At 60.8% G+C, this 23736-nt stretch carries 25 protein-coding genes; 6 read left to right on the top strand and 19 right to left on the bottom strand.

The window, feature by feature from the left end:
* Positions 1–215: 215 nt before the first annotated feature.
* Positions 216–689 carry a YHS domain-containing (seleno)protein gene (locus tag WLQ66_RS00340; protein WP_340544219.1) on the top strand — a complete coding sequence of 158 codons (474 nt, stop codon included), beginning with the start codon at positions 216–218 and terminating at the stop codon, positions 687–689.
* A gap of 103 nt (positions 690–792) precedes the next feature.
* On the opposite strand, the gene WLQ66_RS00335 is transcribed toward WLQ66_RS00340, so the two are convergent.
* The 5 genes from WLQ66_RS00335 to WLQ66_RS00315 form a co-directional block, all read right to left on the bottom strand.
* Positions 793–1047, bottom strand: coding sequence for a hypothetical protein (locus WLQ66_RS00335; protein ID WP_340544218.1), 255 nt, complete (start codon positions 1045–1047; stop codon positions 793–795).
* Between the two features lie 228 nt (positions 1048–1275).
* Positions 1276–2646: a glutamate--cysteine ligase gene (locus WLQ66_RS00330; protein WP_340544217.1), complete on the bottom strand. Its 1371-nt coding sequence runs from the start codon at positions 2644–2646 to the stop codon at positions 1276–1278.
* A gap of 64 nt (positions 2647–2710) precedes the next feature.
* Complete coding sequence (locus WLQ66_RS00325; protein ID WP_260099594.1) at positions 2711–3238, bottom strand: hypothetical protein; 528 nt, start codon at positions 3236–3238, stop codon at positions 2711–2713.
* Positions 3235–4143, bottom strand: a complete 909-nt coding sequence (locus tag WLQ66_RS00320; protein ID WP_340544214.1) for a GNAT family N-acetyltransferase — start codon at positions 4141–4143, stop codon at positions 3235–3237. Before WLQ66_RS00320 ends, WLQ66_RS00325 begins: the two co-directional genes overlap by 4 nt.
* Positions 4143–4868, bottom strand: coding sequence for a 16S rRNA (uracil(1498)-N(3))-methyltransferase (locus tag WLQ66_RS00315; protein WP_340544213.1), 726 nt, complete (start codon positions 4866–4868; stop codon positions 4143–4145). The genes WLQ66_RS00320 and WLQ66_RS00315 overlap by 1 nt, the downstream gene beginning before the upstream one ends.
* Before the next feature lie 11 nt (positions 4869–4879).
* Here WLQ66_RS00315 and ubiA point away from each other — a divergent pair, with 11 nt between their 5' ends.
* The 3 genes from ubiA to WLQ66_RS00300 all read left to right on the top strand — a co-directional run bounded on the left by ubiA (position 4880) and on the right by WLQ66_RS00300 (position 8126).
* On the top strand, positions 4880–5842 hold the full coding sequence (gene ubiA, locus WLQ66_RS00310) for a 4-hydroxybenzoate octaprenyltransferase (protein WP_260112936.1): 963 nt from the start codon (positions 4880–4882) through the stop codon (positions 5840–5842).
* Positions 5843–5919: 77 nt separating this feature from the next.
* On the top strand, positions 5920–7815 hold the full coding sequence (locus tag WLQ66_RS00305) for an OmpA family protein (RefSeq protein ID WP_340544211.1): 1896 nt from the start codon (positions 5920–5922) through the stop codon (positions 7813–7815).
* Positions 7812–8126, top strand: a complete 315-nt coding sequence (locus tag WLQ66_RS00300) for a hypothetical protein (RefSeq protein ID WP_340544210.1) — start codon at positions 7812–7814, stop codon at positions 8124–8126. The genes WLQ66_RS00305 and WLQ66_RS00300 overlap by 4 nt, the downstream gene beginning before the upstream one ends.
* A 58-nt stretch (positions 8127–8184) precedes the next feature.
* Here WLQ66_RS00300 and WLQ66_RS00295 read toward each other — a convergent pair whose 3' ends face one another.
* From WLQ66_RS00295 to WLQ66_RS00250, 10 genes are all read right to left on the bottom strand, one after another.
* Positions 8185–8646 (bottom strand): molybdenum cofactor biosynthesis protein MoaE, encoded by a 462-nt coding sequence (locus tag WLQ66_RS00295; RefSeq protein ID WP_340544209.1) that lies wholly within the window; start codon positions 8644–8646, stop codon positions 8185–8187.
* Between the two features lie 3 nt (positions 8647–8649).
* Positions 8650–8895: a molybdopterin converting factor subunit 1 gene (gene moaD, locus WLQ66_RS00290; RefSeq protein WP_340544208.1), complete on the bottom strand. Its 246-nt coding sequence runs from the start codon at positions 8893–8895 to the stop codon at positions 8650–8652.
* Complete coding sequence (pgsA, locus tag WLQ66_RS00285; RefSeq protein WP_340544206.1) at positions 8895–9566, bottom strand: CDP-diacylglycerol--glycerol-3-phosphate 3-phosphatidyltransferase; 672 nt, start codon at positions 9564–9566, stop codon at positions 8895–8897. Before pgsA ends, moaD begins: the two co-directional genes overlap by 1 nt.
* A 164-nt stretch (positions 9567–9730) precedes the next feature.
* Positions 9731–11620 (bottom strand): excinuclease ABC subunit UvrC, encoded by a 1890-nt coding sequence (gene uvrC / locus WLQ66_RS00280; RefSeq protein ID WP_340544204.1) that lies wholly within the window; start codon positions 11618–11620, stop codon positions 9731–9733.
* Between the two features lie 314 nt (positions 11621–11934).
* On the bottom strand, positions 11935–12711 hold the full coding sequence (locus WLQ66_RS00275) for an SDR family oxidoreductase (RefSeq protein ID WP_340544202.1): 777 nt from the start codon (positions 12709–12711) through the stop codon (positions 11935–11937).
* A 35-nt stretch (positions 12712–12746) separates the two neighbouring features.
* Positions 12747–13691, bottom strand: a complete 945-nt coding sequence (locus WLQ66_RS00270) for a calcium/sodium antiporter (protein ID WP_340544200.1) — start codon at positions 13689–13691, stop codon at positions 12747–12749.
* Positions 13688–13885, bottom strand: a complete 198-nt coding sequence (locus tag WLQ66_RS00265) for a hypothetical protein (RefSeq protein ID WP_340544199.1) — start codon at positions 13883–13885, stop codon at positions 13688–13690. Before WLQ66_RS00265 ends, WLQ66_RS00270 begins: the two co-directional genes overlap by 4 nt.
* Positions 13866–14663, bottom strand: coding sequence for a S49 family peptidase (locus WLQ66_RS00260; RefSeq protein ID WP_340544198.1), 798 nt, complete (start codon positions 14661–14663; stop codon positions 13866–13868). Before WLQ66_RS00260 ends, WLQ66_RS00265 begins: the two co-directional genes overlap by 20 nt.
* A 223-nt stretch (positions 14664–14886) precedes the next feature.
* Positions 14887–15648 carry an ABC transporter permease gene (locus WLQ66_RS00255; RefSeq protein ID WP_340544197.1) on the bottom strand — a complete coding sequence of 254 codons (762 nt, stop codon included), beginning with the start codon at positions 15646–15648 and terminating at the stop codon, positions 14887–14889.
* Positions 15645–16574, bottom strand: coding sequence for an ABC transporter ATP-binding protein (locus WLQ66_RS00250; protein ID WP_340544196.1), 930 nt, complete (start codon positions 16572–16574; stop codon positions 15645–15647). The genes WLQ66_RS00255 and WLQ66_RS00250 overlap by 4 nt, the downstream gene beginning before the upstream one ends.
* Positions 16575–16769: 195 nt before the next feature.
* Here WLQ66_RS00250 and WLQ66_RS00245 point away from each other — a divergent pair, with 195 nt between their 5' ends.
* Positions 16770–17426, top strand: a complete 657-nt coding sequence (locus WLQ66_RS00245; protein ID WP_340544194.1) for an NAD(P)-dependent oxidoreductase — start codon at positions 16770–16772, stop codon at positions 17424–17426.
* Here WLQ66_RS00245 and pobA read toward each other — a convergent pair.
* The gene (gene pobA / locus WLQ66_RS00240) at positions 17423–18604 is read right to left on the bottom strand and encodes a 4-hydroxybenzoate 3-monooxygenase (protein ID WP_340544193.1); all 1182 of its coding nucleotides are present in this window, start codon (positions 18602–18604) and stop codon (positions 17423–17425) included. The two genes, WLQ66_RS00245 and pobA, sit on opposite strands and share 4 nt — an antisense overlap.
* Before the next feature lie 90 nt (positions 18605–18694).
* On the opposite strand from pobA, the gene WLQ66_RS00235 reads away from it, so the two are divergent.
* A complete protein-coding gene (locus tag WLQ66_RS00235) occupies positions 18695–19567 on the top strand; it encodes a helix-turn-helix domain-containing protein (protein ID WP_340544192.1) in 873 nt (290 codons plus the stop codon).
* A 107-nt stretch (positions 19568–19674) separates the two neighbouring features.
* Here WLQ66_RS00235 and WLQ66_RS00230 read toward each other — a convergent pair whose 3' ends face one another.
* From WLQ66_RS00230 to gpmI, 3 genes are read right to left on the bottom strand one after another with little or no spacing between them, the layout of a single operon-like run.
* Entirely contained in the window at positions 19675–21021 is a 1347-nt protein-coding gene (locus tag WLQ66_RS00230) for a S41 family peptidase (RefSeq protein ID WP_340544191.1), read from the bottom strand.
* A 3-nt stretch (positions 21022–21024) separates the two neighbouring features.
* Entirely contained in the window at positions 21025–22209 is a 1185-nt protein-coding gene (locus WLQ66_RS00225; protein ID WP_340544189.1) for a murein hydrolase activator EnvC family protein, read from the bottom strand.
* Positions 22206–23726 (bottom strand): 2,3-bisphosphoglycerate-independent phosphoglycerate mutase, encoded by a 1521-nt coding sequence (gene gpmI / locus WLQ66_RS00220; RefSeq protein WP_340544188.1) that lies wholly within the window; start codon positions 23724–23726, stop codon positions 22206–22208. Before gpmI ends, WLQ66_RS00225 begins: the two co-directional genes overlap by 4 nt.
* Positions 23727–23736: the final 10 nt, after the last annotated feature.

Genomic DNA, 23736 nt, shown 5'->3' with positions numbered 1-23736 from the left:
TTTCATCACGCGAATGTGCCAGCGCTCCGGTGCAGAGTGATTGTGCATCAACACACATACAAAAGGAGTTGTTTTGAACGTGATCGGTAGAGCCCTCATATCAGTGTCGTGACCAGGACGGTCCAATTTCGAACACCGACATTTTGATGACGCACGCCTTTTATCATTCCAACTCCGGGTGCCACGGCATCCGACAAATCGAAAGGTTCACACCGATGAACACCGTAAAATCCCTTCTGGGCGGGATCGCCCTTTCCGTGACACTGGCAACCTCGACACTGGCAGCCGGCGTGGATGTCAACGCCTCCTCCACCGGTCTGGCAATGCAGGGCTACGACCCGGTCGCATATTTCAACGCCGGAGAGCCGACCAAAGGATCCTACAAGGTAACCGCGACATTCGATGACGCCACCTACTGGTTTGCCACCGAGGAAAACAAAGCACTGTTTGAAGCCAGCCCCGAGGCCTATGTCCCGGCCTATGGTGGCTACTGCGCCTTTGGGGCCGCGATGGGCTTCAAATTCGACGGCGACCCGAACGAATGGAAAATCGTCGACAATGTGCTTTACCTGAACCTGTCGAAGGACATTCAGGAACGCTGGAGCAAGGACATTCCCGGCTTCATTGAAAAAGCTGATGTGAACTGGAAAGAAATCGCCGACGCTGAACCGGCCGAGCTCCTGCAGTAACCTTCCCAGCGCGCGACGCTAGATCATGAATAATGGGCGGCAGGTATCCTGCCGCCCATTTGTATTACCGCAATGCTGGGAGCATCGCCCCAGCCGATAATAGCTACTTTGAAGCCAGCCGTTCGATCGCATCAGCCGTCCGCTTGGTGTTGTTGTAGATCCCCACCGCCAGATACAGCGAGCCACCAATCAGAACGACGTAGAGACCGCCGACCACCAGCACGCCAAGGGCTGCGAGGATACCGCCGCCACCGGGCTGCAGGGCCGCAAGCACAGCACCCCCTGCGACGGCGATCAGCAGCAAAACCATGAATACGCCAACAAGTTTTTCAAATGCAGAGATAAAGAAATTGCCCATTTCAACACCTTTCAGAGCTATAGAATGCGCGCTCTTCTAGGGACCAGTAAATGAGTGAGCAAGGTGTCATTTAGGGGGAAAACCAGCTGGATAGCGCCAGTGAACCCACCGGTGAACGCCCCTGCGACACCCAGTCATAGCGAGCAGATATCAACCGGCCGCCATATGAAAAAGGGGCGCCCCGATAGGCACCCCCTGAGATTGGTCTGAGGCGATCTTGAGAGTTCCTCAGTAGCTGTATTCCGCGTAGATCCGGCTCAGATCGCCGTTCCAGTCGCCATTGTAGCGGTCGAGCAGCTCATCCGCCGGGACCTTGCCGGTTTCAATACTGTCCTTCAGCGCGTTGAGGAAATGCGTTTCATCCGGCACCAGCCCACCGGCGCCCGCGCGACCGCGGGATTTGAGACCCGCCTCGGAAATCGCCACCACTTCGCGCGCCAGATCGTGCATCTTGATATTGCCCACCTGTGCCTGCAGCCCCTGCTCCGAAGCGGCGACACGCAGGGCTTCACGGGTTTCCGCGTCCCAGCCCTTGGCCAGATCCCAGGCGGCATCAAGGCTGGATTGATCGTACATCATCCCCACCCAGAAGGCCGGCAGGGCACAGAGGCGACGCCACGGGCCACCGTCGGCGCCCCGCATCTCCATGTATTTCTTGATACGTGCCTCAGGGAAAGCCGTCGTCAGGTGATCGGCCCAGTCGCTGAGAGTCGGGGTTTCACCCGGCAGTGCGGGCAGTTCCCCGTTGAGAAAATCGCGGAACGACATGCCAAGTGCATCAATGTACTGGCCGTCGCGGTAGACAAAGTACATCGGCACATCGAGGGCATATTGCACCCAGCGTTCAAAGCCGAAGCCCTCTTCGAACACGAAAGGCACCATGCCGGTCCGATCTGCATCCAGATCGCGCCAGACCCGCGAGCGCCAGGATTTGTGGTTGTTCGGTTTTCCCTCATGGAAGGGAGAATTGGCGAACAGCGCAGTGGCAACGGGTTGCAGCGCGATGGCCACCCGCATTTTCTGCACCATGTCGGCCTCCGATCCGAAGTCGAGATTGACCTGCACGGTACAGGTCCTCCGCATCATGGTCCGCCCCATGGTGCCGACCTTGCCCATATAGGCGTCCATCAGCTTGTAGCGACCCTTGGGCATCAGCGGCATTTCTTCATGGGTCCAGATCGGAGCCGCGCCCAGACCGATGAACCCGACGCCGATCTCGTCGGCGATATCCTTCACCTCGCGCAGGTGGGTGTTCACCTCGTCGCAGGTCTCGTGGATGGTCTCCAATGGCGCACCAGAGAGTTCCAAGGCACCACCGGGTTCCAGCGAAACATTGGCGCCATCCTTTTCCAGACCGATCAGATGCCCCCCTTCGCGCACCTCCGACCAGCCATGGCGGTCGCGCAAGCCCTCAAGCACGGCAACGATGGAGCGGGTGCCCTCAAATGGTAGCGGTTTCAGGGAGTCCTTGCAGTAGCCGAATTTCTCGTGCTCCGTACCGATCCGCCACTGGTCACGGGGCTTGCAGCCGGAGGCAAGATATTCCGCAAGCTGCTCGTGACGTTCGATCGGCCCACCGCCGGATTGAGGAATAGACATCTGGGGCTCTCCGTAAGGTTGATCCGTCCTGCGTTGCAAGTCGTGGTCGGTATTTCCGGTGGTGTCAATGCAGCCTGTGCACGGTCTGACGTGTTGGTGCACGCTCCCAGATCACGACCTGGTGAGCGCCGGATTTATGCAATTCTGCCAGCATCCGCTCCATACGCAACCCCGGCAGGGTCGCAAAGGCATCAAAGAGCGCATCCGTGTTGGTCGCATTGACCGGAATCGCCAGCGCCGCCTGCCCCGGCTGATCCAGCAGCCAATGGGGTGGTTTCGCGGCGTGGTCCAGTGTCAGCCGCTCCAGTTCGGATAGCGCAACGGCCCCACCGGTCAGCGGACCGAAATAGGCGATCTGGCCTTCGTCGACCTGAACCACGCCGGGGCCACCTCCACCCAGACGGAACCGCATCCGCTGCATACCGATGACGGCAATGATCACCCCAAGGCCCAGCAGAGCCCAACCGATCAGCGCCTGAACCCCGTAGCCACCAAAAGCCCAGAACAAGCCGAGAGCCCCCAGCACGGCCGCCGCGATCATCTCGCGCCAGCGCCAGAGGGACCGGCGGGCTTCGGGTCGGATGAAGCTCATGTTGTCAGCGCTCCCGCGGTCACGACGGTCTCGGGTTCCTGATCGAACAGGACAAGCGAATAGCCCCCGATGGGTTGGAACCCGATGGCACGATAGGCCCGGACTGCCGCGTCTCCGGCTGCAAAGAGAACCGCCTTCTCGACCCCTGCGGTCTGGACCTCTTGCAGGTGGAATGCCAGAGCGCAGCGGGCATAGCCGCGACCGCGTTGCTCTTGTGGCGTATAGACCCCGCCAATCTGCACGACCTTCGGCAGCTGGGCGTTGAAGCCGGTCATCGCAACCCAATGGCCCGCCACCTCAAGCACCCTATGGCTGTCGCGCAGCAGATAGCTGTCGATATCGCCGGCCGCGACGGCGACGGCCTCTGATGCCGGAGTGCCCAGAGTTTCCTGATGGTAGGCGGCCCGCCACTGTACCAACATCGGGCGGGGTGCCGCAGATAGCGGATGCAACACCGCGCCCCGCAGCTGCGGACGATCAAGGCTGCTCCGATCCAGATCGGACAGGGTCAGCGCCAGCCCCGGCTCATCGCGGTCAAGGCGCTTGGGCCGCTGATCAAGGCCGGTGGCGGCGAGGTAGCGGCGCAGCTGGGCGGTCTCCCCCAACACGCCGACCTGCTGTTGCGACGCTGTCTGCGCCAGTCGGTGATCCACCAGCTGTTGCAGCTGCCGCCAGTCCTCTGCGGTGGCGGCGCCCGCCTGGATCAAGAGACTCCCATTATTGGTGAGCCCGGCAACACCATCCTCTGCGCGACCGCGCACCCAGAGCTGCACCGCCTTTGGCGCGGTGCCAGCCAGCCCGTGATCACGCAGGTTGATCAGCAGAAACATGGAGCTTTCGATATGGCGATGCAGCAGATCCTGAACCGCCGGGAGATCATTGTCCTGTGCCGGGCGCCAAGTCATTACCAATCCCCATAGCGTTGCTGCCAAACGGTCAGCGCCGCCACCGCTGCGGTATCCGCGCGCAGGATGCGGGGACCAAGGCTCACGACATGGGATTGCGGCAACGCGTGGAGACGCTTGCGCTCTGCCTCGGAAAACCCGCCCTCGGGACCGATCAGGATGGCCCAAGGTACCTGTGCCTGTGCCTCGCTGGCCAGTGCCAATGCGCTGCCGACCTCTGCTTCGTCACAAAACATCAGCTGGCGCTCTTCGGGCCAATGGTCGAGCAGCCGCGAGAGTTTCTGAAGATCCGCGACCTCCGGCACGTAGGTGCCGCCACATTGCTCGGCGGCCTCCACCGCATGGGCCTGAAGTCGATCCTGCCGGATGCGGTCGGAATTGGTGAAATCGGTCTGCACCGGCAGGATCCGCACCGCGCCCATTTCAGCGGCCTTCTCCACGATGAAATCAGTTCGCGCCTTCTTGATCGGGGCGAACAGCAGCCACAAATCCGGCGGCAGCACCAATGGCCGGGTCTGCTCCTGGCAGATAAGGACACCGCTGCGCTTGCTGGCCTCGGCCACCTCGACGCGCCATTCGCCGTCCCGTCCGTTGAACAGCAACAGCTGCGCCCCCACCGTCTGCCGCATGACCCCAAACAGGTAATGCGCCTGATCGCGGTCCAGAGGAACCGATTGCCCTGCCCCCAGCGGGTGCTCTACATACAGTCTGATCTTTGCACTCATGAGGCATACATATGCAAGGCGGGACGCCAACACCAGATGGACAGGTCGCAGATGCGGTCAAAGGCAATTGGGTCGATCACTACGCCCCGGCATGGAGCCGTCCCTATCTGCGGCTGAGCCGCGCCGATCGCCCCATCGGAACCTGGTTGCTGCTGATCCCCTGCTGGTGGGGCCTGATGCTGGCGATCCTCTGGGATCAAAGCCCGCGCTGGGGTGATCTGTGGATCTTTGTGGCCTGCGGTGCCGGTGCCTGGCTGATGCGCGGCGCAGGTTGTACCTGGAACGATATCACCGACCGCAATTTTGACGGTCAGGTCGAACGCACCCGCTCGCGCCCCATTCCATCCGGTCAGGTGACCGTTCGCGGTGCGGTGATCTGGATGGGGCTTCAGGCGCTTGTCTCCCTTGGCATCCTGCTGACGTTCAATCAGGCGGCCATTGCCATGGGAATCCTCGCGCTGTTTCCGGTGGCCATCTATCCCTTTGCCAAGCGGTTTACCTGGTGGCCGCAGGTGTTTCTTGGCCTTGCCTTCAACTGGGGTGCGATGCTGGCCTGGGTTGCCCATACCGGCACGCTGAACTGGCCTGCGGTCATCCTGTATCTGGCGGGCATTGCCTGGACGCTGTTCTATGACACGATCTACGCCCATCAGGATACCGAGGATGACGCGCTGATCGGCGTGAAATCAACCGCCCGGCTGTTTGGCACGCAAACGCCAATGTGGCTGCGCCGCTTCATCGTGGCAACGGTCAGCCTGATGGGGATCGCGATCATTCTTGCGGTGCAGCCGCAGGGATCGGTGCTGGCGCTGGTGCTGGCGCTGGTGGCTCCTTGGGCGATGGGCTGGCACATGACCTGGCAACTCAGGGTGTTTGATGCCGAAAACGGCGAGCGCCTGTTGCAGCTGTTTCGGCTCAATCGGGATACGGGCTTGATTCCGCTGATCTTCTTTGCTGCAGCTCTGTTCGCATGATTGAACCCGCCGCCGCGCCCCTGTAAGACAGACAAAAGCCGTCTCGGACGGATGCCCCAACGGAGACCAGTCTGCCCATGCGCCTGTCCTCGCTTTTGATCTCTGGCCTGACCTTTGTCGCGGCTGCCGCGCTCAGTCTGGTTGTGGCCGGGTTTGCAGTGACGGGGATCGAAGCAGGCAGCGAAACCGCCGTGCGGCGCGCGTTGGACAAGGCAGGCTACACCTGGGCCGAGGTGACCGCCGACGGGCTGCGGGTGATCCTGAACGGCACCGCCCCCGATGAGGCCACACGCTTTGGCGCGATTTCGCTGGTGGGTGGCGTGGTCGATGCGGCGCGCGTGATCGACGACATGCAGATCACCCCGTCCGAAGGGATCGCCCCTCCGCGATTTTCGGCTGAGATCCTGCGCAATGACAGCGGCATTTCGATCATCGGACTGATCCCCCGCGTCACGGATCGTGACACGGTGATCACGCGGCTGAATACGATTGCGGGCGCCGATCAGGTCGCCGATCTGCTGGAGACCGCCAATTACGCCGCTCCGAAGGGCTGGATGTCTGCGATGGATTACGCGCTGGACGCGCTGAGCCTGCTGCCCCGGTCCAAGATTTCGGTTGAGGCCGAGGAAGTTTCGATCACCGCGATCTCGGACAGTATCGAAGCCAAGGAACAGATCGAGAAACGCCTGACACGGATGGCGCCGGCCGGTCTGCGCCTGTCGCTGGATATCGCGGCCCCGCGTCCGGTCATTACTCCATTTACACTGCGCTACAGCATTGATGGCTCTGGCGGGCGCTTTGATGCCTGTTCCGCCGAAAGCGAGCTGAGCCGCGACCGCATCCTGCGGGCCGCCGAGAAGGCCGGGTTTGACGGCAAGGTTGACTGCGTGATCGGCATGGGCGTTCCCTCGCCCAATTGGGCGCGCGCCGCAGAGCTGGGGATCGCGGCACTGGCCGAGCTGGGCGCTGGATCCATGACACTGGCCAATGCCGATATGACGCTGGTCGCCGCCGAAGGCACCGCACCGGCGCTGTTTGACCATGTCGTGGGAGAGTTGGAAAGCGCCCTGCCGCAGGTCTTTGCGGTTCACGCGGTCCTGCCGCAACCCGAAGCCAACGCGGGCAATGGGCCGCCTGAGTTCACCGCAACCCTGAGTCCGGAGGGCCAGGTCCAGCTGCGCGGGCGCATTTCGGATGAGGCGCTGCGTCAGATCAGCAGCAGCTATGCCAAGGCCCGGTTTGGTTCCGACAATGTTCACAGCGCCACCCGCGTTGTCGAAGACCTGCCTGCCGACTGGCCTGTGCGGGTGCTGGCCGGGCTGGAGGCGCTGTCCTTTCTGCAACGCGGTGCGGTCTCCGTGACGCCGGATAGTCTCACACTGAGCGGGATGAGCCACCGCGAAGACGCCCCGGCTGAAATTGCCAAGCTGCTGTCGGCCAAGCTGGGCGAGGCGGAGAGCTATGAGCTGAACGTCTCCTATGAGGAGCCGCCGGAGCCTGCGGACAAACCGATGTCGCCGGAACTCTGCGAAGCCGAACTGGCAGCGGTGCAGACCGTTTCGAAAATCACCTTTGAGCCGGGGTCGGCAACCGTCGCCGCGGGCAGCCGCGATACGCTGGATCAGATCGCCGATATCCTGTCGCGCTGTAACGGTGTGCGGCTGGAGATCCAGGGCCATACTGACAGTCAGGGGCGCGAGGAAATGAACCAGTCGCTCAGCCAGTCGCGAGCCCAATCGGTTCTGAACGAGCTGCGCGGACGGCGGCTGGTGACCAGCAGCTTTACCGCCAAGGGCTATGGCGAAAGCACACCAATTGCGACCAATGATACCGAGGAAGGGCGCGAGGCCAATCGCCGTATCGAATTCCGGCTGATCCGCCCGGCCAATGACCCGACAAGCGAAACGACCCTTGATGAGGCCGCCGCCGAAGAAGCCGCCCCAGACAGCGAACAGGAGACCTCCGGACAATGAACAGGACAGAGTTCATCATCACCACTGCCATTATCCTGTTTGTCGCCTTTGCGATGGGGTGGTTTGCCAATTGGCTGGTGCATCGTTTCACCCGCGTGCGGCAAAGCGATGTCGCCGATCTGGATCGGATGAGCCAGGAGCTGCACGAAGCGGAGGAAACCCGCGATCAGGCGATCACCTACCTGCAACAACGTGAGGCAGAGCTGTCCAATCAGCTGGTTCAGACCGAGGCCGAGTTGCGGGCTGCCATGGATGGGCTGCGCGATGCCCGTCGCGAGGCAGAAGAGCTGCGCGGCCAGCTGCACGGTTAATACCGGAATCAGAAACGTTCCAGTCTGGCTGCCCGCTGACCGGGCGCAGAACGCCGGGTCAGTCCCAGCGGGTCAGGGCATCTTCATCGCTGTCTTTGGCCTCGACCCAGTTGCCCGAACCGTCCTGTGTCAGCTCTTTCTTCCAGAAGGGCGCGCGGGACTTGAGGTAATCCATCAGATATTCCGCCGCCTCAAAAGCATCGGACCGGTGGCGTGCGGCAGTGGCGACCATCATGATCTGCTCGCCGGGGACCAGACGTCCATGGCGGTGGATCACCAGCGCATCGGCCAGAGACCAGCGCCGCAGCGCCTCCTCCGTGATCTGCCCGATCGCACGCTCGGTCATGCCGGGGTAATGTTCGATCTCCATCGCCACCATATCGCCGCTGTCCGACCCGCGCACAACGCCGGTGAACGTCACGATGGCGCCGGCATTGGCGCCGGACGTCGCAACATCTGCCGCAAAGCGCTGGCTCTCCTCGCCCAGATCAAAGGTGGCCTCCTGCACTGCGATCCGCATGGTTCAGCCTCCGGTCATCGGCGGGAAGAACGCCACTTCGCGCACGCCCTCCAACGAGGCATCGAAATCCGAGAGGTCCTGATCCAGCGCCACACGAAGCGCCGACAGGTCGGCAAATGCGGCCGCATAGCGCGGATCCCGGGCGCTCAGCTCGCCCACCAGCTCGCGCACGGTGCCGGCAGTTGTCTCGATCTTTTCCTTCGGCAGGCCGATACGTTCGCGCACCCAGGCGAAATAGAGGATATCCATCAGCGGGTCTCCTTCAGATGTGGCAGTGCCTTGCGCATGTAGTCAGCGCCGGTGATCAGGGTCAGCGCGGCCGCGATCCAAAGCAGCCACAACCCGAGTCGGCCGGTCCAGATCATGCCCTCGAACTTCCAGCGCAGGCCGAACTCGTCGCTGATCTCCCCCATCATGATCTGATCCACAATCGACTGATCCATGCCAAAGGAGGACATGACCAGATAGTGTTCAAAGATCCCTTGCGAAAACAAGGTGGCGATGGCGATCATCTGCGCCGTGGTTTTCCATTTCGCCAGTGACGTCACCTTGAGCGTGCCGGCCGTATCTCCAAGAAATTCGCGCAGGCCCGAGACGAAGACTTCGCGAAACAGGATCACCGTTGCAGGCAGGACCAGCCAGGGTGTCCAATGCTCGGCAGCATATCCAACCAGGATCATCAGCGCGATCACCACCATTGCCTTGTCGGCAATCGGGTCCAGCATCGCGCCCATCTTGGTCTCCTGCCCCCAGGAGCGTGCCAGATAGCCATCAAACCAGTCGGTTATGGCCGCGCTGACAAATAGGATCAGCGCAAACCAATCGGCATAGGGGCGCGAAAAATAGAGGAACATGATCGCGAGCCCCGGGGCTGCCACCAGTCGCAGGAGGGTGAGGATATTGGGAACAGTCCATTTCATGGCTGCACACTAGCCCGCAGTTTCACGGGTGGAAAGCGGAACAGATGAATTTTCCGTCGCGAACGGTCACATCTACGAGGCTGTTTTTTGACCAATAAGTCAGGACCTTGCCCGGCCCAACCAATGGTTAGGCGCCAATAGCACCGGACGGCCGGTTTGCGTGGCTACCCCTGCCCGTGAAAGTAATCATAGATCCGCTGCGCCAGCGCTGCCGAGACCCCCTCGACCGCTTTCAGGTCCGACAGGTTGGCCCGGCTCACCGCCTTTGCGCTGCCAAAATGGGTGAGCAAGGCGCGTTTGCGCGCGGCACCAACCCCCGGCACCTCATCCAGCGGGGTCGCGCCGATGGCTTTCGCCCGTTTGGCACGATGGGTCCCGATGGCAAAGCGGTGCGCCTCATCCCGCATCCGCTGCACGAAATAAAGCACGGGGTCATTGCGCTGCAAAGCAAAGGGCGCTTCGCCGAGACGGTGAAACTCTTCCTTGCCATGATCGCGATCAACCCCCTTGGCGACGCCGATCATCGGGATGTCTTCGACGCCGTGGCGGGCCATGATCTCGGCAACGGCGCTGACCTGACCGGCGCCACCGTCGATCAGTAATAGATCCGGCCAAAGACCTTTGTCACGGTCGGGATCTTCTTTCAGCAGGCGTGAGAAACGTCGGTTCAGCACCTCTTTCATCATGCCGAAGTCATCGCCGGGGGTCAGTTCTTCACCTCTGATGTTGAACTTGCGATAGGCGTTTTTCATGAAACCCTCGGGACCTGCGACGATCATGCCGCCGACGGCATGGCTGCCCTGAATATGCGAGTTGTCGTAGACTTCGATCCGCTGGGGTGGCCCATCAAGGCCGAAGGCTTCGGCCACGCCGCGCAACAGTTTCGCCTGCGTCGCGCTTTCGGCCATGCGGCGGGCCAGAGATTCGCGAGCATTGCGCACAGCACCGGCGACCAGTTCCGTCTTTTCCCCGCGCTGCGGCACCAGAATTTCGACGCGACGCCCGGCCTTGTCGCTGAGCGCCTGTTCCATCAGGTCGCAGTTCTCGATCTCATCCGACAGGATCAGCTGCCGGGGCGGTTCCTTATTGTCATAGAACTGGCCGATAAAGGCTTCCATCACCTCCGCCGGGGAGACATCGCCGCTGGTGCGGGGATAGAAATCCTGATTGCCCCAGTTCTGATTGGCGCGGATGAAGAACACCTGCACGCAGGCCTGTCCGCTGTCGAGATGCAGGCCGATCACATCGGCCTCTGCCACACCACGGGGGTTGATGCCCTGGGACGTCTGCACCTGAGTGAGCGCCTTGATCCGGTCGCGCAGGGCAGCGGCGCGCTCAAACTCCATGGCCTCGGATGCTGCGGTCATCTGCTCGGCGAGTTCCTCCTGGATCTTGGTCGAGCGACCGGACAGAAAACGTTCGGCGTCCCGTACGGATGCGGCATAATCCTCGGCCGATATCTCACCGGTGCAGGGCGCAGTACAGCGCTTGATCTGATATTGCAGACACGGGCGGGTGCGGCTTTCGAACATGGCATTGCTGCAATTGCGCAGCAGAAATGCCTTTTGCAGCTGATTGAGCGTCCGGTTTACGGCGCCCGCACTGGCGAAAGGTCCAAAGTAGCTACCTTTCTCACGCCGGGCACCACGGTGTTTCTTGATCTGGGGAAAGGCATGATCCTTTGCCACCAAAATATTCGGAAAGCTTTTGTCGTCACGCAGCAGCACATTGTATTTTGGCTTCAGCTGCTTGATCAGGTTCTGCTCCAGCAGCAGCGCCTCGGTTTCGGTCCGGGTTGTCAGGAACATCATCGAAGCGGTCGCCGCAATCATTCGTTCAATCCGCGGCGAATGGCCGGGACGAGAGTAATTCGACACCCGCGCCCGTAGATTGCGCGCCTTGCCGACATAGAGCACGCGGCTTTCGCTATCCAGCATCCGATAAACACCGGGCGAGTGGTCCAGTGTCTTCAGGTACTCCTGAATCACGGCATACCCCGTCAATGCCGGGGAAGATGCCGTTTCGGATGGGGTGTCGGGCTGATGGTCTGTCATGTTTCGAGATCTATGATTCCCGGGGCTGGTCTGCAATGTTAGCGCATCGGGATCAACAGCGAACAAATCCACCGATGCTGTGGATAAGCCTGGTAGTATCTTATGGCTATCCGCGATTTTTCCTTATATTCGGCTGATTTCCAGCGTTTGCCTAATAATTAGGCACTATCATAAGTTATTGATTTTAATCGTAAAACTTTCCAATTGCTGACAAGTTTATGATTCCAAAAGGAATTTTGTAACGGATTTACGACGCGTTGACGCTACGTGCACAACTTCGCCGCTACCACTTTTGAACCAGGCCGCAGAGCCCCTTATTCCAACCCCACAACGTCGGGTGTTTCCCAACTGAGATGCTGACCGCTGTCGATGCAGATCAGCTGCCCGGTGACCGAGGGTGCGCGCAGGAGATAGGCCAGAGCCGCGCGGATATCGGCCGGGTCAGCGCCGCGCTGCAACGGTGTATTTGCACATTGACGGGCAAATTGGCTCTCGCTCTGACGCGGGCCTTTCAGCGTAGGGCCGGGACCGATCCCGTTTACCCGGATGCGCGGGGCGAGCGCCTGTGCGCTGGTCCGCGTCAACGTCCAAAGGGCGGATTTCGCCAGCGTATATGTCATGAACTCCGGCGTAAGCTTGCGCACACGCTGATCGATCAGATTGATGACAGCGGCAGAAGCCAGCGGTCGCCCCTCATCGTCCATCTGCTGGGGCAGGTCCTGCGCGGCCAGCTGCTGTGCCAGAATGAACGGCGCGCGCAGATTGCTGTCCATGTGACGATCCCAGCTGCTGCGGGTCGCCGTTTCCAGACTGTCATGCTCAAAGATTGACGCGTTGTTCACAAGGCAGGTGATCGGACCGCCCAGGGCCTCTGCGGCGGCGGGCAGCAGGGCGGCTGTCGCCGTCTCCTGCAGAAGATCGGCCTGTAGGGTGACAGCCATGCGCCCCATGGCGCGGATCTCTTCCGCCGTGCGTTCCGCCGCATCTGCGGAACTGGCGTAGTGAACGGCGACGTCATAGCCGCTCGCAGCCAATTCCAGTGCCATCGCGCGGCCAAGTCGCTTGCCCGCGCCGGTTACCAATGCCCGCATCTTGCTCTCTCCTCATCTGCCTGTTTGGCAATGAGTTAGAACAGCTGCACCAGGTAGACCACATAAACCGCCGATAAAATCACACCCCAGGTGCGGGTGATGTCCATTTTGAGAAAAACAAACGGCACCAGCAGCAGCGATGAGGCCAGCATCACCCAGAGATCCACCCGCAGGAAGGAGGGATCAACGCTGATCGGGCCGACAAAGGTGGCAACGCCGACAATTGCCAGCAGGTTGAACATGTTGGAGCCGATCACATTGCCCAGTGCCACATCCGCCTGCCGACGCAGTGCAGCCATGACGGTGGTTGCCAGCTCCGGCAACGAGGTGCCTATGGCCACCAGCGTGAGACCGATCACCGTTTCGGTAACGCCATAGGTCCGCGCGATGATCGACGCGTTGTCGACCAGCAGATCGGCCCCCAGCGGCAATCCGACCAATCCGAGGAACAGGTAGATGCCGATCCGCCAATAGGGCATATCGGGATCCGCCTCATCAATCTCGTCGAGGTCACTATCCTTGCCGTTGCGGCGATGGGCGCGCGCCTCGCGGAAGGCCACGCCCAGAACAACCGACAGCGCGCCCAGCAGGATAAGGCCAGACCAGACCGTGAAGGTTCCGTAAAACGCCAGCGCAATGAACAGTACCGATGCGATCAACATGAACACATAGTTCTTGCGGGTATCGCATTCGCTGGTGTGAAGCGATCGCATCAGCGCCGGGATGCCGAGAACCATGAGGATATTTGCCGTGTTCGAGCCAACAACGTTGCCAAGAGCGATGCCGTCCGCATTGTCTCCGACAGCTCGGATGGAGATCAGCATCTCAGGCGCCGAGGTGCCAAAGGCAACGATGGTCAGGCTGACGATCAATGCAGGCACGCCGATCCGCAGGCTGAGGTTCACCGCACCCCGTACCAGCGCGTCCCCTGCCAACAGCAGGATGACCAGCCCAAGTCCAGATAACAGCCATGGCATCATTGCCGAGGCCCTCCATTCTTTTTGCAGGCACAGGGGCCTTTTCCGATCTTGAAGCGTCCGCAGCTGGCGCAGCGCCGCGAGGCCAGGCGCTTTTGCCCGGGCATCCGCAGCTTGCCGAACATCGCCAGCACAGCCATCACCACAAGAAACAGGGAAACGATTTTGAAGATCACGTCAGAGGCCAAACCGCGCATATTCAGCGCGTTCCTCGATACCGTTCAGCGCATCCTGCGCCATCTGCATACCGATCCGGCCCAACAGGGGCTTTTTGATACCATAGCGGCGGAACCGCACCTTGTCGCCGAAACGGGCCTGCATCTTGGGGCGCAGATGGCCGATGCCATCAATCAGCCCCAGCGAGACCGCACGTCGTCCCAGCCAGATTTCACCGGTGTAGAGATCTTCGCTGGTGTCCAGTTTATCGCCGCGGCGATCTTTGACATGAGCGATGAAATTGTCGTGGATGTCCCCCAGAAGCTGCTTCAGACGCTTCACGTCCTCAGCGTTTTCCGGGCGGAAGGGATCGAGCATCGATTTGCTGCGGCCAGCGGTATAGACCCGCCGTTCGACACCCTGGCGGGCCAGAAAGACATGGGCGCCGAAGCCAGCCGATATCACCCCAATCGATCCGAGGATCGAGCTTTCGTCGGCCCAGATCTCATCCGCCGAGGCGGCCAGCCAATAGCCCCCGGACGCGGCGACATCTTCGACGAAAGCGATAGTGGGAACCTTCAGTTCTTCGGAGAGGCGACGAATGCGGGCACCAATCAGGGCGCTTTGCACCGGCGAACCGCCGGGCGAATTGATTTCAAAGGCGACCGCTGCCGGCTTTCCCTTTCGAAAGGCGCGCTCCAACACCGGTCCAAGAGTGGCATCATTCAGCGCACCGCGACCGGCCATGCCAATGGCGCCATTGAGGCGCACAACAGCAACCAGCGGAGGCTTGTTCAAGAAAGGCAATCTCAGGTTCATGGCGCCGATGTAGAATGCCGACTGCCCTGAAACAAGGGATGGCACCGGAACGAGGCGAAAGCAGCAGCAAAAAAGCCGCGCACCTTGGGTAAAATTGCAACGTTCGCCACATACGTGCGGAATTAACCGGGTTTACCTTCCCTTGGGGCAGCGATGTTGCGGCTGCCCCAAAGCCGCGCGGCGGGCGGGTTATGGCCCTATTCTGCCGCGCGGTTACTCAGGGTCAGGCGCGGATCCGCCAGCCGGTTTTGAAGATCCACCAGATCACCGCCAGGCAAAGCGCGGTAAAGCCGCCGATGGCCAGAAGGCTGAGCCCGACCGGCACGTCAGAGGTTCCGAAGAAGGACCAGCGAAAGCCGGAAATCAGATAAACCACCGGGTTGAACAGGGTGATTTTCTGCCAGATCGGCGGCAGCATCGAAATCGAATAAAAAGACCCGCCCAAGAAGACCAGAGGCGTGACAATCAGCAGCGGCACCAATTGCAGCTGTTCAAAGTTTTTCGCCCAGACCCCGATAATGAATCCCAGCAGCGCAAAGCTGACGCAGGTCAGCACCATGAACAGCACCATGGCGAGCGGATGCGCAATGGTCAGATCGACAAAGAGCGAGGCCGTCAGCAGGATCACCACACCGATAAACAGGGCCTTGGTGGCGGCGGCGCCGACATAGCCGATCACGATCTCAAGGAAGTTCACTGGCGCCGATAGCAGCTCGTATATAGTGCCGATAAACTTTGGGAAATAGATCCCGAAAGAGGCATTGGAGGTGGCTTGCGTCATCACGCTGAGCATGATCAGACCCGGAACGATGAAGGCACCGTAAGGCACGCCTTCGACCTGGTCGATCCGGCTACCGATGGCGGCACCAAACACCACGAAATAAAGCGAGGTTGACAGCACCGGCGACAGGAAGCTCTGCATCAGGGTGCGAAAAAATCGCGCCATTTCAAAGCGGTAAATGGAGGCGATTGCAGTCCAATTCATGTCGGTTCTCCTGAGACCAGCCCGACGAATATGTCCTCGAGGCTGGATTGCCGGGTCTGCACATCCGCCAGCGTCAGACCCGCGGTGGCCACGTCGTTCAGCAGGGCAGTGATGCCGGTCCGCTCGGCGTTGGTGTCATAGGAATAGATCAGGCCTCGGCCATCTTCTGTCAGAGTCACACCATAGCCGCTGAGACCTTCCGGCACGGCTGTTAGCGGTTCTGTCAGCTGCACCTCCAGCTGCTTCTTGCCAAGCTGCGCCATCAGCTTGTCCTTGTCCTCGACCAGCAGGATCTCTCCGTTGGTGATGACTCCGACCCGATCCGCGATGGCTTCGGCTTCTTCAATGTAGTGGGTGGTCAGGATGATGGTGACACCGCCGCGTTTTAGCTCTGCCACGACGTCCCACATATCCTTGCGCAACTCCACGTCCACCCCGGCAGTCGGTTCATCCAGAAACAGGATGCGCGGCTCGTGGCTGAGCGCCTTGGCGATCAGCACACGGCGCTTCATGCCGCCGGACAATTCCTTGATCTGGCTCTTGCGTTTGTCCCAGAGCGACAGCTTGCGGAGAATATCCTCAAGCAGCGCATCATTGCGCGGCTTGCCAAAAAGCCCCCGCGAAAACTTGATCGAATTCCACACCGTCTCAAACGGCTCAAGGTTGATCTCCTGCGGCACCAGCCCGATCAGGCTGCGCGCGGCCCGAAAGTCTTCGATGATGTCGTGACCGCCCACCGACACCTTCCCAGAGCTGGGGGTGGTGATGCCGCAAACGGTCGAAATCAGCGTCGTCTTACCTGCGCCATTCGGCCCCAGAAGGGCGAGGATCTCCCCCTTCTCGATCTCGAGCGAGACCCCTTTGAGCGCCTGAAACCCGCCTTCGTATGTCTTTTCCAAATCACGGATAGATAGGATGGCTGACATTGCTGCCTCCCTTAAAAGTAAACTGATCAGTTCAGTGCACGTTAGCGTCCAGGTCATCGGATCGCCAGCGTGGAATGCAGGCCAAATGTTTGCCTGCGCGCAATATTTTGTGCGTTTTTGCACTGCACCAAATATCTTGACGTGAAGATAAATAATCAATACCCACTATCTTGATATCAAGACAAAAGGTTTGAAATGGATATTCTTCTCTTTGGGGCGACCGGCGATGTCGGGGGTGCGACCCTGCAACAGGCCATCGAACGCGGCCATACCGTGACCGCCGTCGCCCGTCATCCGGAACGGTCAGGCCATAGCGGCGACGCCCGGGTCACCGCCGTTTCGCTGGATGTTCTGTCCAGTGCAGACCAGCTGGCGGGGCTGGCCCGGCAACACCAGATCATTATCAGCGCCCTTCGCCCGCTGCCCGGGCAGGATGCATTGCTGGTGGATCTGACCAGGGCGGTCCTGAATGCCGCCCGCTCCGCCGGCATCCCTGCCCTCATCACCGGTGGCGCCGCTCTGTTGAAGCTTGCAGATGGCAGCGGCGAGACCGTGCTGAGCGCACCTGGTTTTCTGCCCGAAGCGGTGCGCCCGATCGCGGAAGCCTGCGCTGCGCAGGATCAGTTACTGGATTCCACACCGGATGTGGATTGGACCTGCCTGCGCCCGCCAGCGATGCTACACGAGGGACCGCGCAAGGGGCGGTACGCTTGGGGAACCGACACGCTGGTCACAGACCACGAAGGCCAGTCACAGATTTCCTTTGCCGATTTCGGCGGTGCGCTTATGGATCTGGCGGAACAGGACCACCGGCCGGATAAACGGCTGACAGTGGCCTGGGGTAGAGCCTAATAAGGCAGGCCGACATAGTTTTCCGCCAGAGAGGCCTGGGCCGCATCGGAGGAAAACAGATAGTCGAGATCGGCCTGTTGCAATCGTACATCCGCCGGCGACATGTCGGGGAACCGATGCAGCAGGTTGGTCATCCACCAGCTGAAGCGTTCCGCCTTCCAGATCCGCGCCAGTGCGCGCTCTGAATAGCTGTCCAGCGCGCCGTCATCGCCGCGCTGGAAATGATCCGACAGCCCCTCGAACAGATAGTAGATATCAGATGCTGCGAGGTTCAGCCCCTTGGCCCCGGTGGGTGGCACGATATGCGCCGCATCGCCTGCCAGAAACAGCGCGCCGTAGCGCATCGGCTCTGCGACGAAGCTGCGCAGCGGGGCGATGGATTTCTCAATCGAGGGGCCGGTTTTCAGACTGTCCGCAACCTCCGCAGGCAAGCGCCTCTTCAACTCCTCCCAGAATTGCACATCGCTCCAATCCTCGACACGGTCGGTCAGCGGCACCTGAATGTAGTAACGGCTCAACTGTGCATTGCGCATCGAGCACAGGGCAAATCCGCGTTCATGGCGGGCATAGATCAGCTCAGCCGTCGCGGGCGGCGTCTGTGAGAGCACGCCAAGCCAGCCAAAAGGGTAGACCTTCTCATATTCACGCAGCACATCCGCTGGAATTGAGCGACGGCTGACGCCATGAAACCCATCCGCACCGACGATGAACTTGGTATCGATCCGGCCGGTTTCGCCCTGCAACTCATAGGTGACATAGGGTTGATCCGACTCGATATCATGAAGGGCGACATTCATCGCTTCGTGAATGATCTGCCCGCCCATGGCATCGCGGGCGTCATAGAGGTCGCGCGTGACCTCGGTCTGGCCATAGACCATGACGGTTTGACCGGCGGTTCTGCCCGAAAGGTCGATCCGGTCCAGACGACCCTGATGAGCAATGTGAAATCCGTGATGAACCACGCCTTCGAGGTCCATACGTGCATTGGCTCCTGCCCGGCGCATCAGGTCCACAAACCCATGTTCCAACACACCGGCACGAATGCGACCAAGCACATAGTCGCGGGTCTGACGCTCAAGCACAATCGTATCGATACCGGCCCGGTGCAGCAGTTGCGAGAGCAACAAGCCAGACGGGCCGCCCCCTACAATGACCACCTGTGTTGTCTGGTTCGGCATTCCGGTTCTCTCCTGTTCGCATCCATATCTTGCCCGGAGAACGCAGGGTTGCGAATAGACCCTACCGCCGATTTCTTGTATATTTCGCACATGAGCGAAGAATACGCTATCAATACCTACTCCCTGTTTGGAGAGCATGGGGAGCTGGCAGACCTTCTGCATATCGAGAGCATTGAGGCGCGTTCCTCGCTGCATGATTGGGCTTTGAAACCACACCGCCACGCGCGGCTTCACCAACTGATCGTGCTGATGCGGGGCAGCGGTGAGGCTACCCTGGATGGCATCGCTCAACAGTTGACACCGCCTTGCGTGATCAATGTGCCACGCGGTGCGGTGCATGGCTTCCGCTTTAACAGTGACACCTGCGGCTGGGTGTTGACCCTGACATCAGACCTTATTGATCAGGTACTTGATGACATTCCGGATGTCCTGACCACGCTAGACCGCGCAACCATCACCCCGCTGGATGCGCCTCTGGAGCGCCTTGTCGAGAGTATCCGGGACGCCTATGAAACCGATGGATTTGCACGCCGCCAGATCCTGCGCGGTCTTGTCGGCGCGCTTACCGGCACTGTCGCGCAGTCTATCGGCGCCTTGCGATATCGCAACGCGAGCCCCAAGGCCCACCAGCTGTTTGCGCGGTTCGAAACACTGGTGAACCGGGATTTCCGCAAACGGCGTCAAGTGAGCGACTATGCGCGCGAACTTGCCGTTTCGACAACACACCTCAATCGGATCTGCCATCAGGCTACCGGTCAGCCAGCCTCGCAACTTATCAGTGAGCGGATGCTGCGCGAGGCGCGGCGACTTTTGATCTATACCGCGCTGAGTGCGGCAGAAATCGCCTACGAGCTGGGCTATTCGGACCCGGCTCATTTCAGCCGCGTCTTTACCCGGGGCACCGGGCTGCCACCACGCCGGTTTCGTCGCGATATCATTGCGGGAAAACCGCCCCGCGCGTGAGCCGCCCCGCCCTGGCCAAACCCCATTTGCGATCAAGATGGTCAAACTGAAACCGCCCCGGAACAGGTCCGGGGCGGTTATCATGGGTTATATCTGCGAGGTGGTGTTTACTGCTGCTCCGGCCCCAGCTTCGACAAGCCTTTCAGAATGTCGATGGCATAGGCCAGCTGATAATCCTCTTCGCGACGTTCGGCAGCGGCCTCGGCCTTGGCGCGGTCTTCTTCGATCTGGCGGATTTCATCCTCGGAAAGGCTGTCATTGTTCAGACGTCCGCGCAGGTCGGCCTCCGAACGGGTCCGGCGTGCTGCGGAGGCCTTCTCGTCCTCCTCCTCGGTATCCGGGGTGCGTCGGGGCTGTTCCACGACGATATCGGGTGAGACACCCAAGGCCTGAATGGAGCGCCCGGAGGGTGTGTAATAGCGCGCCGTGGTCAAGCGCATTGCACCCTCCCCTTTCAGCGGCATCACCGTCTGCACAGACCCTTTGCCAAAGGATTTGGTGCCGACCACGATGGCGCGGCGATGGTCCTGAAGGGCACCTGCAACGATTTCCGATGCAGACGCCGATCCACCGTTGATCAGCACCACAATCGGTTTGCCGTCCACAAGGTCGCCCGGCGTAGCGTTAAACCGCTCGCCGTCCTCGGGGTTACGACCGCGGGTCGAGACGATCTCACCGCTGTCGAGGAAGCTGTCGGCCACCTTGATCGCCTGTGTCAGAAGGCCACCGGGGTTGTTGCGCAGGTCCAGCACGATCCCGTTGACGTTATCCATACCACCGGCTTCTTCGAGCTGTTTTTTCAGCCCGGCTTCCAGGTTCGGCGTGGTCTGATCGTTGAATGTGGTCAGTCGCAGCACGACAGTGTCGTCTTCGGTCCGCGCCCGCACCGCTGTCAGCTTTATCGTGTCGCGGATGATCGAGACGTCAAACGGCTCCGCCTCGCCTTCGCGCACAACGGTGATGATGATTTCGGAACCAACCGGCCCCCGCATCAGCTCAACCGCATCGTCCAGCGAAAGGCCAAGAACACTTTCGCCATCCACATGGGTGATGAAATCACCGGCCTCGATCCCGGCTTCATCCGCCGGTGTTCCATCGATCGGAGAGACAACTTTGACAAAGCCCTCTTCCTGCGTGACCTCGATCCCGAGACCGCCGAATTCACCACGGGTCTGCACCCGCATCTTGGTGGCATCGTCGGGCGACAGATAGCTGGAATGCGGATCCAGCGAAGCCAGCATTCCGCCAATGGCGGCTTCGATCAGCTCGGTCTCATCGACGTCTTCGACATATTGCACGCGGATGCGTTCAAAGATGTCGCCAAAAAGATCCAGCTGTTCATAGACGCTGGCCTCTCGGCTGCCTTCCTGAGCCAGAAGCGGCTCAGCTACATAGGTGGTGGCAAGGATTCCTGCCAGCGTGCCGCCCACCGCGGCCATCGCAAATTTTCTCATGAACTAATTTCCATCCTTGTCGGTGCGGAACCAGGTTTCGGGGTCCACCGGACTGTTGTCCATTCTCACTTCTATATAGAGCGTTTCTGTGCGGTCAGTTCCAGCCCCTTCACCGCTTAGTGACAAAATGGCACCGATTTCGGGGCTTTTGCCCCCCATCAGGCCAACCGGGGTTCCTGCCGGGATGACCTCGCCCATGGTGCCGTAAACCTCAGCCAACCCGGAGAGTACAAACAGTGTCTCCGGCTGTGGTTCAAGAATGACCACATTGCCAAGATCCAGAAGCGGCCCCTGATAGCGGATCGTTGCCGCCGTGGGAGAGACCACCAGCGCGCGCGGACGTGCCGCAACAAGCCAGCCGGGCCGGGCGATGCCTGCGGCGTCTTTCTCGCCGTAGCCGCGCAGAACCAGCCCTTCGACCGGGATCGACAACTCACCCCGCAGGGCGCTGATATCAGCGTCAGTCGTTGCAATCTCGCCTTCGGCGATTTCAGCAAGCCCGCTGGCAAATCCGCTGAGGGTTTCAGTGGATGAAATCAAAATAGCCGTCCGCACCGGGTCCTGGGTAAAGCGGCGCGGCAGGTCGGTCCGGTCGGCGATAGCGGCAGACAATTGCGCCCTCGCCTCCTGCACACCGTTAAGCCCCTCCTGCAACGTATTCGCCGCGTTCTGCTGCAACAGGCGCAAGGTCTGGACCTCCTCAAGGTCGCGACGCAGTGCGGTTGCGCGCGATTGAAGCGCCGGTGTCACCTCTGCCAGTGTCATGGCGGAGCGCGCCGCGCCAAGCGGGCCTGAGGGGTGCAGCATCAACACCGGCGGCGGCGAGGTTTCAATGGTCTGCAACACGCCGAGAAGATCCGCCACATCGTCCTCGCGTGCCTTCAGCTGGGCCGCCAGCTGGCCCTCGCGCTGCGCCACACGACGCAGCCCATCGCGCATCGCAGCAAGACCCGCCTCATAGGCACGCACCGTCTCGGTCAGCGCGGCAACCCGGTCTCGCGCGCTTTCGGCGTCCTGCAAGGCCAGCGTCGCGGCTTCCAGCTGGTTGGCGGCCTGCTGCGCGGCAGCGGCGGGATTATCCGCGGCCGCCGCAGTCCCGGCCAGGATCGGCAGGACAAGCGACGCCGCCGATATCAGCAGAGCGCGCCGGATTACCGACAGTCCAGTGATGCCAAACGCAGGCCTCATACGAGCAGGCTCTCTCCAGTCATTTCATCCGGTTTCGCAAGGTCCATCAGCTCCAGCACGGTTGGGGCCAGATCCGCGAGCCGACCGTTGCGCAGCTTTGCGCCTGTCGGCCCACCAACCAGCGCGACTGGCACAAGATTGGTGGTATGGGCGGTGTGCGGCCCGCCTGTTTCGGGGTCCACCATCACCTCGCAATTGCCGTGATCGGCGGTGACCAGCATGACGCCGCCCGCCGCCGTCAGCGCGGCCACGACCTTGCCAAGACCCTGATCCACGGCCTCACAGGCCTTGATCGCAGCGTCGAGATCACCGGTATGGCCCACCATATCCGGGTTCGCATAATTGGTGACAATCAGGTCATACCCCGCTTCGATAGCCTCGATAAAGCGCTCCGTCACCTCTGGCGCCGACATCTCCGGCTGCAGATCATAGGTCGCCACCTGCGGCGATTTCGGCATCGCGCGATCTTCGCCGTCCTCGGGATCCTCTTTGCCACCGTTGAGAAAGAAGGTCACATGCGGGTATTTTTCGGTCTCGGCCAGACGGAACTGGCGCTTGCCCTGTTTTGCCACCCATGCCCCCAGGGTGTTGACGATGGCCCGTTTGGGAAACACGGTCTGCATATAGCTGTTGTGGCCTTCGGAGTATTCCACCATGCCAAGCAGCGCCGCAAGATCCGGGCGTGCGCCGGTGTCGAAAGAATCAAAGCCCGGCTCGCCAATCGCACGCAGGATCTCGCGGGCGCGGTCGGCACGGAAATTCAGGCAGAACAGGCCGTCGCCATCTTTCACGCCATCATAGCCCTCGATCACTGTCGCCTTGATGAACTCGTCGAACTCCTCGCGGGTATAGCTGGCCTCAATAGCAGCCTCCGCTGTCGCTGCCCGGTGCTGGCCCTTGGCATGGATCATTGCGTCATAAGCCTGGCTGACCCGCTCCCAGCGATTGTCGCGGTCCATGGCGTAGTAACGGCCTGTCACTGTTGCGATGCGCGCGCCAGCCGCCAGTTCCGATTGCAGGGCAGCGACGAAACCGGCAGCAGATTTCGGGGCCACGTCGCGGCCATCCGTCATCACATGCAGCCAGACAGGGACGTCGGCATCGCGGATCGCCTTCACCGCCGCAATGATATGGGTGATATGGCCGTGCACGCCACCGTCCGAAACAAGCCCCATCAGATGGGCCGTGCCGCCGGTCTGCTTCATCTTCGCAATGAAGGCTTGCAGCGCGTCATTGTCAAAGAATGAGCCATCCTCGATTGCGAGATCAATCTGGCCCAGATCCATCGCCACCACGCGACCTGCACCGATATTGGTATGCCCCACCTCGGAGTTCCCCATCTGCCCGGTCGGCAAGCCGACGTCCGGCCCATGCGTGATCAACCGTGCTGTCGGGCATGTCTTCGCAATCTCGTCCAGCGTCGGCGTCTTGGCCAGATAGGGCGCGTTGGCGGTTCCCGGATCGGCGCTACCCCAGCCATCAAGGATACACAGAACAACAGGTTTGGGCGTCGACATGGTTTCAGGC

The sequence above is a fragment of the Phaeobacter sp. A36a-5a genome (assembly GCF_037911135.1).
Taxonomy (GTDB): domain Bacteria; phylum Pseudomonadota; class Alphaproteobacteria; order Rhodobacterales; family Rhodobacteraceae; genus Phaeobacter; species Phaeobacter bryozoorum.
The sequence above is the reverse complement of the archived record's forward strand: the minus strand, read 5'-3'. Positions and strand labels throughout refer to the sequence as shown.